General features: G+C 67.6%; 17 protein-coding genes and 1 tRNA gene. 12 read left to right on the top strand and 6 right to left on the bottom strand.

All coding sequences use genetic code 11. The features are described from left to right. Window positions 1–313 precede the first annotated feature (313 nt). The 3 genes from CHB84_RS05905 (at window position 314) to CHB84_RS05895 (ending at window position 1712) form a co-directional block, all read left to right on the top strand. Entirely contained in the window at window positions 314–598 is a 285-nt protein-coding gene (locus tag CHB84_RS05905; protein WP_089300473.1) for an ArsR/SmtB family transcription factor, read from the top strand. Next, window positions 595–984, top strand: a complete 390-nt coding sequence (locus CHB84_RS05900) for a VOC family protein (protein ID WP_425432280.1) — start codon at window positions 595–597, stop codon at window positions 982–984. The genes CHB84_RS05905 and CHB84_RS05900 overlap by 4 nt, the downstream gene beginning before the upstream one ends. Before the next feature lie 263 nt (window positions 985–1247). Then, window positions 1248–1712, top strand: coding sequence for an NUDIX domain-containing protein (locus tag CHB84_RS05895; RefSeq protein ID WP_089300472.1), 465 nt, complete (start codon window positions 1248–1250; stop codon window positions 1710–1712). A gap of 50 nt (window positions 1713–1762) precedes the next feature. Here CHB84_RS05895 and CHB84_RS05890 read toward each other — a convergent pair whose 3' ends face one another. Then, window positions 1763–2164 (bottom strand): MarR family winged helix-turn-helix transcriptional regulator, encoded by a 402-nt coding sequence (locus CHB84_RS05890; RefSeq protein WP_089300595.1) that lies wholly within the window; start codon window positions 2162–2164, stop codon window positions 1763–1765. 244 nt (window positions 2165–2408) lie between these two features. Here CHB84_RS05890 and wrbA point away from each other — a divergent pair, with 244 nt between their 5' ends. The 4 genes from wrbA to CHB84_RS05870 all read left to right on the top strand — a co-directional run bounded on the left by wrbA (window position 2409) and on the right by CHB84_RS05870 (window position 5735). Next, entirely contained in the window at window positions 2409–3026 is a 618-nt protein-coding gene (gene wrbA, locus CHB84_RS05885) for an NAD(P)H:quinone oxidoreductase (RefSeq protein ID WP_089300471.1), read from the top strand. 125 nt (window positions 3027–3151) lie between these two features. Beyond that, complete coding sequence (locus CHB84_RS05880) at window positions 3152–4129, top strand: ring-cleaving dioxygenase (RefSeq protein WP_089300470.1); 978 nt, start codon at window positions 3152–3154, stop codon at window positions 4127–4129. Then, window positions 4126–4758 carry an alpha/beta hydrolase gene (locus tag CHB84_RS05875; RefSeq protein ID WP_176439796.1) on the top strand — a complete coding sequence of 211 codons (633 nt, stop codon included), beginning with the start codon at window positions 4126–4128 and terminating at the stop codon, window positions 4756–4758. Before CHB84_RS05880 ends, CHB84_RS05875 begins: the two co-directional genes overlap by 4 nt. A gap of 83 nt (window positions 4759–4841) precedes the next feature. After that, window positions 4842–5735 (top strand): LLM class flavin-dependent oxidoreductase, encoded by an 894-nt coding sequence (locus tag CHB84_RS05870; RefSeq protein WP_089300469.1) that lies wholly within the window; start codon window positions 4842–4844, stop codon window positions 5733–5735. A 98-nt stretch (window positions 5736–5833) separates the two neighbouring features. On the opposite strand, the gene CHB84_RS05865 is transcribed toward CHB84_RS05870, so the two are convergent. Genes CHB84_RS05865 through CHB84_RS05855 form a run of 3 tightly spaced genes read right to left on the bottom strand, consistent with a single transcriptional unit; the run spans window position 5834 to window position 8546 of the window. Continuing rightward, entirely contained in the window at window positions 5834–6037 is a 204-nt protein-coding gene (locus tag CHB84_RS05865; protein WP_089300468.1) for a hypothetical protein, read from the bottom strand. 8 nt (window positions 6038–6045) lie between these two features. Further along, on the bottom strand, window positions 6046–6876 hold the full coding sequence (locus CHB84_RS05860) for a helix-turn-helix transcriptional regulator (RefSeq protein ID WP_089300467.1): 831 nt from the start codon (window positions 6874–6876) through the stop codon (window positions 6046–6048). Between the two features lie 29 nt (window positions 6877–6905). Next, window positions 6906–8546: an AMP-binding protein gene (locus tag CHB84_RS05855; RefSeq protein WP_089300466.1), complete on the bottom strand. Its 1641-nt coding sequence runs from the start codon at window positions 8544–8546 to the stop codon at window positions 6906–6908. Window positions 8547–8753: 207 nt separating this feature from the next. On the opposite strand from CHB84_RS05855, the gene CHB84_RS05850 reads away from it, so the two are divergent. The 5 genes from CHB84_RS05850 to CHB84_RS05830 all read left to right on the top strand — a co-directional run bounded on the left by CHB84_RS05850 (window position 8754) and on the right by CHB84_RS05830 (window position 11773). Beyond that, the gene (locus tag CHB84_RS05850) at window positions 8754–9686 is read left to right on the top strand and encodes a glutathione S-transferase family protein (protein ID WP_089300465.1); all 933 of its coding nucleotides are present in this window, start codon (window positions 8754–8756) and stop codon (window positions 9684–9686) included. A gap of 191 nt (window positions 9687–9877) precedes the next feature. Beyond that, window positions 9878–10219 carry an ArsR/SmtB family transcription factor gene (locus tag CHB84_RS05845; protein ID WP_089300464.1) on the top strand — a complete coding sequence of 114 codons (342 nt, stop codon included), beginning with the start codon at window positions 9878–9880 and terminating at the stop codon, window positions 10217–10219. After that, window positions 10216–10686: an SRPBCC domain-containing protein gene (locus tag CHB84_RS05840; RefSeq protein WP_089300463.1), complete on the top strand. Its 471-nt coding sequence runs from the start codon at window positions 10216–10218 to the stop codon at window positions 10684–10686. Before CHB84_RS05845 ends, CHB84_RS05840 begins: the two co-directional genes overlap by 4 nt. Further along, window positions 10683–11315 (top strand): dihydrofolate reductase family protein, encoded by a 633-nt coding sequence (locus CHB84_RS05835; RefSeq protein ID WP_089300462.1) that lies wholly within the window; start codon window positions 10683–10685, stop codon window positions 11313–11315. Before CHB84_RS05840 ends, CHB84_RS05835 begins: the two co-directional genes overlap by 4 nt. A gap of 113 nt (window positions 11316–11428) precedes the next feature. Beyond that, entirely contained in the window at window positions 11429–11773 is a 345-nt protein-coding gene (locus CHB84_RS05830) for a VOC family protein (protein ID WP_089300593.1), read from the top strand. A gap of 171 nt (window positions 11774–11944) precedes the next feature. Here CHB84_RS05830 and CHB84_RS05825 read toward each other — a convergent pair. Both CHB84_RS05825 and CHB84_RS05820 read right to left on the bottom strand, forming a co-directional pair. Further along, a tRNA-Lys gene (locus CHB84_RS05825) sits at window positions 11945–12017 on the bottom strand. Between the two features lie 394 nt (window positions 12018–12411). Beyond that, window positions 12412–13104, bottom strand: coding sequence for a TetR/AcrR family transcriptional regulator (locus CHB84_RS05820; RefSeq protein ID WP_089300461.1), 693 nt, complete (start codon window positions 13102–13104; stop codon window positions 12412–12414). Window positions 13105–13180: the final 76 nt, after the last annotated feature.

Genomic DNA, 13180 nt, shown 5'->3' with positions numbered 1-13180 from the left:
GCGCCTCCCTTCGATGGTGTTACCTGAGGTAACGTTACACGAGGTAACACGAACGTCGACACCCCCGTGAATTCGATGATCACGTGACGCGAGTCACATACTGTTGCGGCGTCAAGATCGTCTCTGACCTGCGATTCTCGATTCTGGCGACCAGCGCCGAGCAGCGCGGGAATGCCGCGGTCACGGTCACGCCACCGTCTTCCACGCCCGTGAACCGTTCCCCGTCGGTGGTGCCGTGAAAGACCCCGTGACCGTAGCGGCGGCTGTCGACGTGGCTTGACATGCAAGTAGATACTTGCATAATGTTTCGTGAGTGGGAGACGTGTTCCAAGCTCTCGCCGACCCGACGCGCCGCGCGATTCTCGACGAGCTGCAGGACCGGAGTGGGCAGACACTCTTCGAACTGTGTGCCCGCCTGGCGATGAAGCACGGGACGGGCTCCAGCCGCCAGGCGATCTCTCAGCACCTCGGCGTTCTGGAAGAGGCCGGACTCGTCCACTCCCGGCGCGAGGGTCGCTACAAGTTCCACGACCTCGACACATCGCCGCTGCGAGACATCGTCGAGCGGTGGCCCGTCACCGACGAAGAGAGGCCATGATGCGAATCAACGTGACGAACGTGTTCGTGGACGACCAGGACAAGGCGTTGAAGTTCTACACCGATGTTCTCGGTTTCCAGGCGAAGAACGACATCCCGCTCGGCGATGCGCGCTGGCTCACGGTCGTGTCGCCGGAGGAGCCGGACGGAACCGAGCTGTTGCTCGAACCGGACGGGCACCCTGCCGTGCGTCCGTTCAAGGAGGCGCTCGTCGCCGACGGGATCCCGTACACGTCGTTCGCCGTCGCCGACGCTTCTGCGGAGGCCGAACGGCTGCGGGAACGTGGGGTGACGTTCACCCAGGAACCGACCCGGATGGGGCCTGTGACCACCGCTGTACTCGACGACACGTGCGGGAACCTCATCCAGATCGCCAGCCACGAGTGACCGCGACGAGCCGAGGGATGCTCCTACCTTCGATGCCGCACAGGTACTGAAGGAGGTCTTGGGCTCGCGCAACCTGCCACCGAGCAAGCGGCGCAGCGGTTCGCCGGAGCAGGTAGCCACACGAATCGCCGAGCATGTCACACGACTGGGCCGTGCTCCCGACGAATGACAGGTCACCGCGTAGGCTGCGACCAGGTCGGATGCGCCACCTGTGTGGATGTAGCCGGCCTGGCCGCAGAGACCACACGCGAGGACCCGTCGTCGTGCCCGACCGCCACCTCATCGATGTCCACGTTCTACTGCTCAGCGACGCCGGGCTACTACTGACCAGGCGACGCGGCGGCGGCTTCAACGGCATGTGGCACCTCCCGTCCGGCAAGCTCGACGCCGGTGAGGATGCGTTGACCGCCGCTGCGCGCGAGGCCGGGGAAGAAGTCGGCGTGCTGATCGACCCCGCCGACCTGGATCATGTGCACACGCTCCACGTCAACGGCTCCGGTCCCGAGCCCCGGCTCGGGCTGTTCTTCGCCACGGCACGCTGGATCGGCGAACCCGCCAACCGCGAACCCGACAAGTGTTTCGGCATCGGCTGGTTCGACCTCCATGCCCTGCCCGCCGACCTCATCGACTATCCCGGAGCCGGGATCACCGCCTACCGTGAGGGCGTGTCCTTCTCCGTCAAGGGCTGGAACCGCGAACCCGACACCGCCGTTACGGCCGGGACGTAACCCGAGCAGCGACCCCTCCGAGCACACATCGGCGGACGCGGCCACGGTGGTCACTGCGTGTCGTCGAGCCGCGCCTGCACTTGTGTGCTGATCGCGAGCAGGGTGTCGACCTGCTCGGCGGTGAGCTGGTCGAAGACCAGGTCACGGACCGTGTTCACGTGTTGGGGAGCGGCCTGTTCGATCGTGCGACGGCCCTGAGCGGTCAGCGCGATGAACGCGCCCCGCGCGTCATCGGGGCACTCCTGGCGTTCGACGAGGCCGCGGCGCTCCATGCGTGCGAGGTGATGCGACAGGCGGCTCTTCTCCCACTGCAGTGCCTGGGCCAGTTCGAGCACGCGGGCGCGCTCGTCGTCTCGATCGGTGAGCTGGACCAGCACGTCGAAGTCGGACAGCGACAGCCCGGAGTCGGCCTGGAGGTCCCGGTGCAGGCGGGCGGTCAGGCGAGCGTGCATGTCGAGGTAGCCGCGCCAGGCGCGCTGCTCGTGTTCGGTCAGCCAGCGAGGGTCGGTCACACCTGCCAGTGTAGCGGAGTAGTTGACACGTCACCATGTTAGCTCTATTATCTTTGGTGATACGTCAACTATCTGGGTGCGGCCGTATCGGATCTCGAGTCCGACGAGGGCGAGCGCCCGGCAGGACGAAGCAGCGCACGCATTCCGGCCGTGCCGGAATGCCACCGAAGGAGGACAGGACGACATGAACCAGCCGGTCAAGCTGAGCGTGATCTACTACTCGGCAACGGGCACGATCGCGGAAATGGCGTCGGTACTGGCCAAGACCGCCGAGGCCGAGGGGGCGGAGGTCCGCGTACGCCGGGCAGCCGAACTGGCTCCGGACGAGGCGATCGATTCCAATCCGGCTTGGCGCGAGAACGTGGAGTCGACCAGGCACATCCCCGAGGCCACCCCCGATGACGTGGTGTGGGCCGATGCGGTGGTTTTCGGTTCGCCGACGCGGTACGGCAACGTGGCCGCGCAGCTGAAGCAGTTCCTCGACACGCTCGGGCCGCAGTGGCAGCAGGGTTTACTGGCCGACAAGGTGTACAGCGGGTTCGTCTCCAGCGCCACGCGGCACGGTGGGCAGGAATCCACCCTGCTCGCCCTGTACAACACCATCCATCACTTCGGCGGGATCATCGCCAGCCCCGGCTACACCGACCCGGCGAAGTTCGTTGACGGCAACCCGTACGGCACCAGCCACGTGGATGGCAACGGTCAGCTGCCCGTCGACGAGGACACCCGGACCGCCGCGAGCGTGCAGGGCAAGCGTGTCGTGGCCATCGCGGCCGCGATGACGAACGTTCGTGCGGCGTGACGATGCGACACGCCTGAAGCTCTGGTCCGGCCGCCATAGAGTGTTCCGGCAGCCACGACCAGCCTACGGCCGGCCCTGTCTGCCGGACGGCGGCCGGACCAACCGCTCCGGAGAGGAGAGCAAGCATGGCTCTGGCAACCAGCGGGCTGCACCACGTGACAGCCATCGCGGGTGACCCGCGACGCAATGCGGAGTTCTACCTGCGCACGCTCGGGCTTCGGCTGGTCAAGACGACGGTCAACTTCGACGCCCCGGACGTCTATCACCTGTACTACGGCGATGAGTCCGGCCGTCCGGGCACGTTGTTGACCTTCTTCCCGTTCGGCCAGGTACCGCCGGGTCGAGGCGGGACAGGGCAGGCCACGACGACCGCGTTCTCGGTACCGGCAGCCTCGATCGGCTGGTGGCGCAAGCACCTGCGGGACCTGGGGATCGAGGTCAGCGATATCAGCGAACGCGACGGTGAGGCGGCGCTGACCTTCAACGATCCGGACGGACTCGAGCTGGCGCTGGTGGCCCATCCGCAAGGGGACCCGCGCGACCCGTGGGACAACGGGGTCATCCCGCCCGAGCACGGGGTTCGCGGGCTGCACTCGGTGACGCTGTCCACCGCAAGCGAGTCCGGCACTGTCGCGATGCTGGAGGAGCTGGGGCTGCACGCAGCAGGCCAGGACGGCAACCGGCTCCGGTTCGCCGCCGGAACGGGCGAACCGGGCAGTTTGGTGGACGTGGTGGCCTCCCCGAACGGTCCGCACGGGCTCGTGGCAGGCGGTACCGTGCACCACGTGGCATGGCGTGCGCCGGACGAGGCCACGCAGGAACGGTGGCGTGCGGAGCTCGTCGAGCGGGGAGCGCAAGTGACCTCGATCCTCGACCGGCAGTACTTCCGCTCGATCTACTTCCGCGAACCCGGCGGGACGCTGTTGGAGATCGCGACGGACCAGCCCGGGTTCAACATCGACGAGCCCTTGCTGGAACTCGGTAGGGCGCTGAAACTGCCACCGTGGTTGGAGCCCGATCGCGAGCAGATCGAGGCCGCTCTGCCCGACCTGTCGCTGCCGGCCGAGAACAACCCGGAACTCGCGGAAAGGACCACGTCATGACCGCCACATTGGACCGCCCCCACGTGTGGTTGCCGGGCGCCTCGGACACGCCGGAAGCTCCGCTGTTGTTGCTGCACGGCACCGGCGGTGACGAACACGACCTGCTGCCGTTGCGCGATCACCTCGCACCCACGGCACCGGTGCTGTCCGTGCGCGGGTCGGTGCTGGAGAACGGCATGCCCCGGTTCTTCCGCCGCCTGCGCGAGGGGGTGTTCGACGAGGAGGACCTGCGTACCCGGGTCGACGAGCTCACCGAGTTCCTCACCGCGGCGGAGCAGGAGTACGACGTCGAGCCCGGCACGTGGCGCGCGGTCGGGTTCTCCAACGGCGCCAACATCGCTTCCGCGACCCTCCTGCGCAGACCGGCGGCGCTGGCCGGAGCGGTGCTGCTTGCCGCGATGGTTCCGTTCCGCACCCCGCCGCGAGCGGACCTGAGCGGCAAACGGGTCGCGGTGGTCAACGGGCAGGCCGACCCGATGGCCACCCCCGAACACACCGCCACGCTCACCGAGCAGCTTCGTGCGGCGGGAGCGACGGTGAGCGTCCACACTCACCAGGGTGGGCACACGATCGATCCACAGGTGCTCCCGGCTGTGGCCGAGTTCCTGCACGGAGCGAACCACGTGTGACCGGCCGTGTGACCGGCGGTGCGAGACCGGGGGCGTCAGCCGCCTGTTGACGCAGGGACCCACCGCACGGAAAGGAACGGGACATGGGTGACTACGGGCGCGAGTTGCAGTTCGGCGTATTCATCACGCCGGATGCCGAAGCTGTGGACCACACGCTGCATGTCGCTTCCGTGAGCGATGAACGGGGGCTGGACCTGATCGGTATCCAGGACCATCCGTACCAGCAGCGCTACCTGGACACCTGGTCCCTGATGGCCACCATCCTCGCCCGCACGCACCACGTTCGCGTCTTCCCCGACGTAGCGAGCCTGCCCCTGCGCGCACCGGCGGTGCTCGCGAAAGCCGCTGCCAGCCTCGACCTGCTGTCCGGCGGGCGCGTCGAGCTGGGCCTGGGTGCCGGAGCGTTCTGGAAAGCCATCGGTGCCATGGGCGGGCCGGTACGCAGCCCCGGTCAGGCCGCGACGGCACTGACCGAGGCGGTCGCGGTGATCCGAGCCATGTGGTCCGGTGCACCATCCGCACGAGTCGACGGCACCTACTACCAGCTGTCCGGGGTGCACCCCGGACCCGCACCCGCGCACCCCATCGGCCTGTGGCTCGGCGTGCTCGGCCCACGCCTGCTCGCAGAGGTCGGACGCTCAGCAGACGGCTGGGTACCATCGTCGAGTTACGTGGCGCCGGACGATCTTGCCGACAAGCACGCCCGTATCGACGACGCCGCTCACGACGCGGGCCGTGATCCCGCCCGGATCCAGCGCATCTACAACATCTTCGGCACGATCACCACCACCGGATCCCGCGGATTGCTGCACGGTCCGGCCGAACAGTGGATCGACCAGCTCACCGAGCTCGTCCTGGAGTACGGCATGGACACCTTCGTGCTCGGCACCGACGGGGACGACCCTGACCAGATCCGCGCCTTCGCCGACGACATCGCCCCTGCGGTTCGTGCCGCCGTGGCCGACGAACGCCGCTGAGACCGGCAGCGCGAATCGAGGTCCGGGAGGCCGGTGAGGTCGGCGGCTGCGACCTCCAGGACAGCGACGATCGCACCGCCGGACACGCGTCCCACTGCTCAGGACGAGCTGGTTGCCCAGAAGTCGCCGGCGGCCTCGGCCGGCCGGGTGGTGCCGAGGTGGGCGTCAAGGCCGCGGATCACCAGGTCGATGCTGATGTCGAACTGGACGTGCATGTCGCAGCCGCCGCAGACCAGCAGGGCCGCGCGGACGTGTTCCGATCCTTGGAGTCGTTGCCGATCACCGCCAGCGAGTCGCGACATGACTGCCGCTAGGTAATCAGCCCGGCCCGGCGGCACGCCGCGATCAGCGCCAGCCGGTTGTGCACGCCGGTCTTGCGCATGGCCGTCTTGAGGTAGGCCTTGACGGTCGCGGGGGCGAGCCCGAGCCGGCAGGCGACGTCGGCGTTGGACAGCCCGGCCGCGACCTGCACCACGACGTCCAGCTCGCGGCGGGTGAGCTGGTAGTCGGCCTGAGGCGGCTCGCTCGGTTGCCCGCCGCCACCGGCCCGCACGGACAACGCCTCGATGCGGGCCCGCAGCTCGGGGTCGGTGACCTCGTCGGCGAGAGCGCGCGCCTCGGCGTGGACGGCGCGTAGCTGCTCGCGCAAGTGTGCCGACTCCCGGGCACCCGCCGCGGTGTCGAGCTCGTCGAACCGGCGTGCCACCTCGTCGTCCACCCGCAGGTCGAACCGGTATTGGTTGATCAGCCGGTAGGCGATGTCGATCCGCCGGTCGCTGATCGGGTTCGCGCTGCGCAGGGCGCCGTAGATCATCGCGCGCGGCACGCCGTCCAGCAACACCGGAATCGCCAGGATCGACCGTAGTCCCGACTGTGCGACCGGCTGGTCGAAGTCGTGCGTGATGCAGTCGGCGCGCTGGTAGTCGGTGACCGCCATCGGCCTGCCCAGCAGCATCGCCTTGCCGCCGATGCCGGCGCCGGCCTCGACGACGACGCCGTTCAGCGGGTCCATGCGCTGCCCGGACACCCGGTCGATCAGGTACCGGTCGCTACGGGGCGCTATCTCCGCGCCGAACGAGCCGTCGAGTCCGGCCGAACTCCGGATCCGCTCGACCAGGCCCTCTAACCGTGCTCGCGGCATCTGGCAAGTGTCGCACAGGAATTGCCTGATCAGCGACCTCCGGAGAGGATCTCGCGTGCCTGCTCACGCATGTCGACCTTGCGCACCTTGCCGGTGACGGTCATCGGGAACTCGTCGACGACGTGCACGTAACGGGGGATCTTGTAGTGCGTGAGCCTGCCGGTGGCGAACTCCCGCAGCGACTCGGCGGTCATCGGCTCGGCGCCGTCGCGGAGGATGACCCACGCCATCGTCTCCTCGCCGTACCGCTCGTCCGGCACGCCGATAACCTGCGCATCGACGATGTCGGGGTGGGTATGCAGGAACTCCTCGATCTCGCGCGGGTAGATGTTCTCGCCACCCCGGATGATCATGTCCTTGATGCGGCCGGTGATCTGGACGTACCCCTCGTCATCCATCACGGCGATGTCGCCGGTGTGCATCCAGCGTGCGGCGTCGATGGCCTCGGCCGTTTCGTCCGCCTGCTGCCAGTACCCGAGCATCACCGAGTAGCCGCGGGTGCAGAACTCGCCAGGGGTGCCGCGTGGCACGGTCAGTCCGGATTCCGGGTCGATGATCTTCACCTCGAGGTGCGGGTGCACCCGCCCCACCGTCGACACCCGGCGCTCGATGGTGTCGTCGGTACGGGTCTGCATCGACACCGGTGACGTCTCCGTCATGCCATAGCAGATGGTGACCTCGCGCATGCCCAGCCGGTCGATGACCTGCTTCATGATCTCGGCCGGGCAGGGAGCGCCCGCCATGATCCCGGTGCGCAGGCTCGACACGTCGTACTCGTCGAGCGACGGCTCGGACAGCTCGGCGATGAACATCGTGGGCACGCCGTACAGCGAGGTGCAGCGCTCGGCGGCAACGGTCTCCAGTGTCGTTGCGGCGTCGAAACCGGGCGCGGGGATGACCATGCAGGCGCCGTGGCTCGTGGCGGCGAGATTGCCCATCACCATGCCGAAACAGTGGTAGAACGGCACCGGGATGCAGATCCGGTCGGCCTCGGTGTAGCCGCACAGCTCGCCGACGAAGAAGCCGTTGTTGAGGATGTTGTGGTGCGACAGCGTCGCGCCCTTGGGGAACCCGGTCGTGCCCGAGGTGTACTGGATGTTGATCGGGTCGTCCGGCGAGAGGGTGGCCGCGATGTCGTCGAGCCTGGCGCGGTCGGCGGCCGCACCCGTGGCGAGCAGGTCGTGCCACTCGGGGGTGCCGAGAACCAGCACGTCGCTCAGGGTAGGGCAGTCCGGCCGAGCCTCGTCGATCATGGCGACGTAGTCCGACGACTTGAAGCCGGACGCCGAGATGAGGGTGCTGATACCGGCCTGGTTGAGGACGTAGGTCAGCTCGTGCGTGCGGTAGGCCGGGTTGATGTTGACCAGGATCGCGCCGAGCTTCGCCGTCGCGTACTGCACAAGCGTCCATTCCGGACAGTTCGGGGACCAGATGCCCACCCGGTCACCCTTGCCGACACCGCGCGCGGCGAGGCCGAGCGCGACGGCGTCGACGTCCGCGGCGAACTCCCGGTACGTCCAGCGCCTGCCGCTCGGGTGGTCGACCAGCGCCTCACGGTCACCGAACGCCGCGACGGTGTGGGCGAGGTTGTCGCCGATCGTGTCACCGAGCAGCGGGACCTCGGACGTGCCTGACGCGTAGCTCGGGCGTTGCGGCGTCGCTGCGTACATGGACCCTCCGGTCGTCGTGATGTGCTGGGTAACGGGGTGAAGTACGCCACCCTCGCCGCGGTGCGCTCAACCGGCTACCCACAAAAGTGGGTGCCTGACGCCCGGAGCGGTTCACCGCCCGAGGATCGACTCGTCCCGATCGCCCTGCGGCTGACGCCGCCGTTCGGCGGGCCGACATCGCGGGCCGGCCGGACGTAGGCTGGGCGTATGGCCGACAAGTCGTTCCGCCGGGATATGAACTACGTGCCGGACCGGATCACCAAGGATGCCCGCAGGCCCGAGCACGGGCCGGTCGACGGCGAGTTGTGGCCCGTCGAGCCGGACCGGTACCGACTGATCGCAGCTCCTGCGTGCCCGTGGGCGAACCGGAGCGTCATCGTCCGCAAGCTGCTCGGGCTGGAGGATGTGATCTCGCTCGGGCAACCCGGCCCCACCCATGACGAGCGCAGCTGGACCTTCGACCTCGACCCGGGCGGCCGTGACCCGGTGCTGGGTATCGAGCGGCTGCAGGAGGCGTACTTCCGGCGGTTCCCGGACTACCGACGCGGTATCACGGTGCCCGCGATCGTCGAGGTTTCCAGCGGGAAGCTGGTCACCAACGACTTCCCGTGGATCACCCACGATTTCTGGCACGAGTGGACCGACTACATCAAGCCGGATGCACCGGACCTGTGGCCCGCCGCGCTCCGCGAGGAGATGGACGTGGTCATGGAGCGAATCTTCACCGAGATCAACAACGGCGTCTACCGTTGCGGCTTCGCCGGATCCCAGGAGGCCTACGAGGAGGCCTACGACCGGCTGTGGACGAGCCTCGACTGGCTCGAGGAACGGCTGGCGGGGCGTCGGTACCTGATGGGGGACACCATCACGGAGGCAGACATCCGGCTGTTCACCACACTGGTCCGCTTCGACGCCGTCTACCACGGCCACTTCAAGTGCAACCGGCAGAAGCTGTCGGAGATGCCCGTGCTGTGGGCGTACGCCCGCGACCTCTACCAAACCCCCGGTTTCGGTGAAACGATCGACTTCGAGCAGATCAAGACCCACTACTACGTGGTACACACCAGCATCAACCCGACCCAGATCGTGCCCAAGGGCCCCGACCCGGAAGCGTGGCTGACACCGCACGGGCGCGGCTGACGCGGCAACGTCGGCCCGGTGCTCGTCACCTCGGCGGGCCGCTGTCCGGAATCGAGATCGCTTCTGCTTCCTCACCGCCGGACACCGGTTCGTGCCCGAAGGTGTGCCCAGGCGATTTTGCTCGGTGGGTAGGCAGGCATGTCGACACTTTGCCCTTGCGCTAAGCGTTGTAGCGGTCGATACTTAGCCATGTGGCACAGTATTTGACGGGGCTCGATGGGGTCTTCCTCGCTCTCGCGGACCCGACGAGACGGGCCGTGATCCACCGCCTCGGGCATGGGCCTGCGAGTGTCGGCGACCTGGCCCGCGAGGCGACGATGACCCTTCCCTCGTTCATGAAGCACGTGCGGACGCTCGAGTCGAACGGGCTGATCCGCACGGTGAAGTGCGGCCGCGTGCGCACCTGTGAGCTCGACCGGGAACGGCTCGCGGTCGTCGAGGATTGGCTGGCAGAGCAGCGGCGCCTCTGGGAGGAGCGCACCGATCGGCTCGATCAGTTCGTCACGAACTCCACGGAGAGGAACACGACATGAACCCCGAGCTCGACCTCAGCATCGAACGGATCATCCGCGCGCCGCGCAAGGCCGTATGGGACGCGTGGACCGATCCGGCCAGCCTGGCGCAGTGGTGGGTACCCGCTCCGACCCTGTGCCGCGTCGACCGATTGGAGGCTCGCCCCGGCGGCGCGTTCGTCACGCGGATGAGCGAGGACGGTGTCACGTTCGTCCCGCACCTCGATGCGTGCTTCCTGCTGGTGGAAGAGCGCGAGCGCATCGTGTTCACCAACACCGTGGACGGCGGGTGGCGTCCGGCGAATCCCGATCCCGTCGCGATGACCGCCGAGGTCACGCTGCACGATCACGCGGACGGCACCGACTACCGGATCATCGTGCGCCACGGCGATCCGGCCGCGCGGAAGCGCCATGCGGACCTGGGCTTCACGGAGGGCTGGGGCACCGTCGCCGACCAGCTCACCCGATTCGTGGAGAGCGCACGATGAAGATCACCATGCTTCAGTTCATCACCCTCGACGGCGTGAGTCAGGGACCCGGCTCGCGCACCGAGGACACCAGCGACGGTTTCATCAGCGGCGGCTGGCTCGTGCCGTATCTCGACGAGGTGTTCATCCAGCGCGCGTCCGAGTGGCTCGACCTTGCCGACGGCCTGCTACTCGGACGCCGAACGTACGAGGCATTCGCACGCGACTGGCCGCAGATCACCGACCCCGACGATCCCTTCACCGAGCGGATGAACTCCCTGCCGAAGTACGTCGTGTCGAACACGCTCGCGACCGGAAGCTGGCGGCCAACCACGGTACTGCGCGGTGACGCCGCGCAAGCTATCCGCGAGTTCACCGAGCGACCGGGACGTGAGCTCCAGGTTCACGGCAGCGCACGGCTCGGCAACACACTGCTCTCCGCGGGGCTCATCGACACGCTGCACCTCGCCGTGGCACCCGTCGTGATCGGGTCGGGGCGGCGCCTGCTCACACACCCGAGCTCAGCGACCGGCCTACGACTCGTCCGGCACGAAGCCACGCCACAGGGCCTGCTGCTGCTCGAATACCGCACCACGGGCGCCGCCCGTACCGCCGACTACCAGGGCGTCACGGTGTCGAGTCTCGGCTGACGCTTGACACGGGGCCGTTCGAATCATCCAAGCCGGAGCGCCTGATGGCGATGACTTCGCTGTTGCTCGCACGTCAGTACGTGTGAGTGGTCAACAACGAGGAAGGCAGCAGGATGACGATCACACGGATGCTCGCGCAGATGACCGTGAGCGAGCTCGATACAGCCGTCGAGTGGTACACCACCTTGTTCTCCCGGCAGCCGGACGCTCGACCGATGGCAGGTCTCGTTGAGTGGCACCTGAGCGACACATTCGGTGTACAAGTCTGGACTGAACCGGATCGGGCAGGCTGCTCGACGATGGTCCTGGACGAATCCGACCTAGACGCGCTTGTGGAGCACCTCGATCGGGCCGGGCTGGAACACAACGGTCCCCGAGATGCCACGTCGTCGCGGATACTGCAGCTGCTCGATCCGGACTGGAATCGGGTCGTGTTCACCGGAGCCTTCTCGACGTGATCTGAGCACGCCAGGACGCCCGCTCCGTCGCTCAACCCGACCTATCTTGGGCGTAAGGCGCCGTCCCGGAATCCGGCGAATGTACTCGATGCGCTAGGCCGGAAAGAGGGCAGCAAAGCGGCAACAAGACCATCGGAAGGTGACGAATAGGCCTGTGAACTGGGGTTTTTGTGGGCCGCCTGGGACTCGAACCCAGAACCTACGGATTAAAAGTCCGCAGCTCTGCCAATTGAGCTAACGGCCCGGCTCGGCCAGTGTATCCGGGCGTCTTGACGTGATCACATGGGCGGTGCCTGCTTGTATTGCCTGCACACATGCGTCTACGTCGCTATCGGCTACAGGCGCGGGCCGTGCGGCCCGGAGTCGGCGGCAAAGCGCTGTGCCGGCTCATCGCCGCTCCAGGATCGCGAGGTAGTCGCCACCCTCGGCCTGGTGCACGTCAGCGAGCTGCCACGGCGAGCCGGCCGACGGTGCCTCCAGCTCCCGCGGGGAGCAGAGCAGGTAGTCGAATCAGGGGTGGCCAGCCGCTGGTGGCGGACCCGCATGCGCACCTGCCCTGCCATCCTGCCGTGAGTCCGGTTGAGCCGGTGGTGCGCGCGGTGATCAGGGTTGTCCGTGACGTACGGGTCGTGGCCCGCTCAGTCCTCGCGCACGATCAGTGACAGCAGCACCTCGGGGAGCACCTCGGTGAGCAGCCGATCGTCCGTGGTCGCGTCCACGCCCTCGAACAGGGCGCGTTCCAGGGCTTTCTCGTATATCGCCGCCAGGACCGACACCGCGTCGTGCGGCGTTACCCGGAGCGTGATGTCGAGTCGCCGGAGCATGTCGGCGAGAATGTCGCCGATCTCGTCGAAGAACCGGCGCTGCGCCCGCTCGGCCTGTTCCCGTAGGCGCGGCTGCCGCAGCGCATGCACCCGGAACTCGCTGACGAGCAGGTGCCACCGCTGGTCAGGCACGAGCGGTTCCATGAACAGCGTGCCGATCTGCCGGACGGTCTCCCGCAGCGACTGCCGCTCCGCCACGACGTTGCCGGCCAGGACGTCGTCGATGACGACCCGCAGACGCTCGCCGCGCTCGTGCATCTGTTCCTCGTACATCGCGAGGAACAGGTCTTCCTTGCTGGTGAAGTTCGAGTAGAACGCACCCCGGCTGAAGCCGGCCCGCTCGCAGATCAGCTCGATCCGCGCGTCCCGGATCCCGTGCTCGGTGAGTACGTCGAACGCCGCGTCGACCAGCCTGCGCCGCGTCTCGGCGCGCCGGGGTGTCGTGCGAGGGCGCGGGACCTGATCGACTGCCTCGGCCGTGGGGCCGCCCTCTGTTGCCTGCGTCATCGTGTGATCCGCCCCGCATTCCACGCCCAGCAAGCACCTAGCGTACTTAGAGTAGGACGATACACCGTGTATCGAT

This window comes from Haloechinothrix alba (assembly GCF_900188115.1).
GTDB classification, from domain to species: Bacteria; Actinomycetota; Actinomycetes; order Mycobacteriales; family Pseudonocardiaceae; genus Haloechinothrix; species Haloechinothrix alba.
This window is presented reverse-complemented; position numbering and strand designations above follow the sequence as displayed.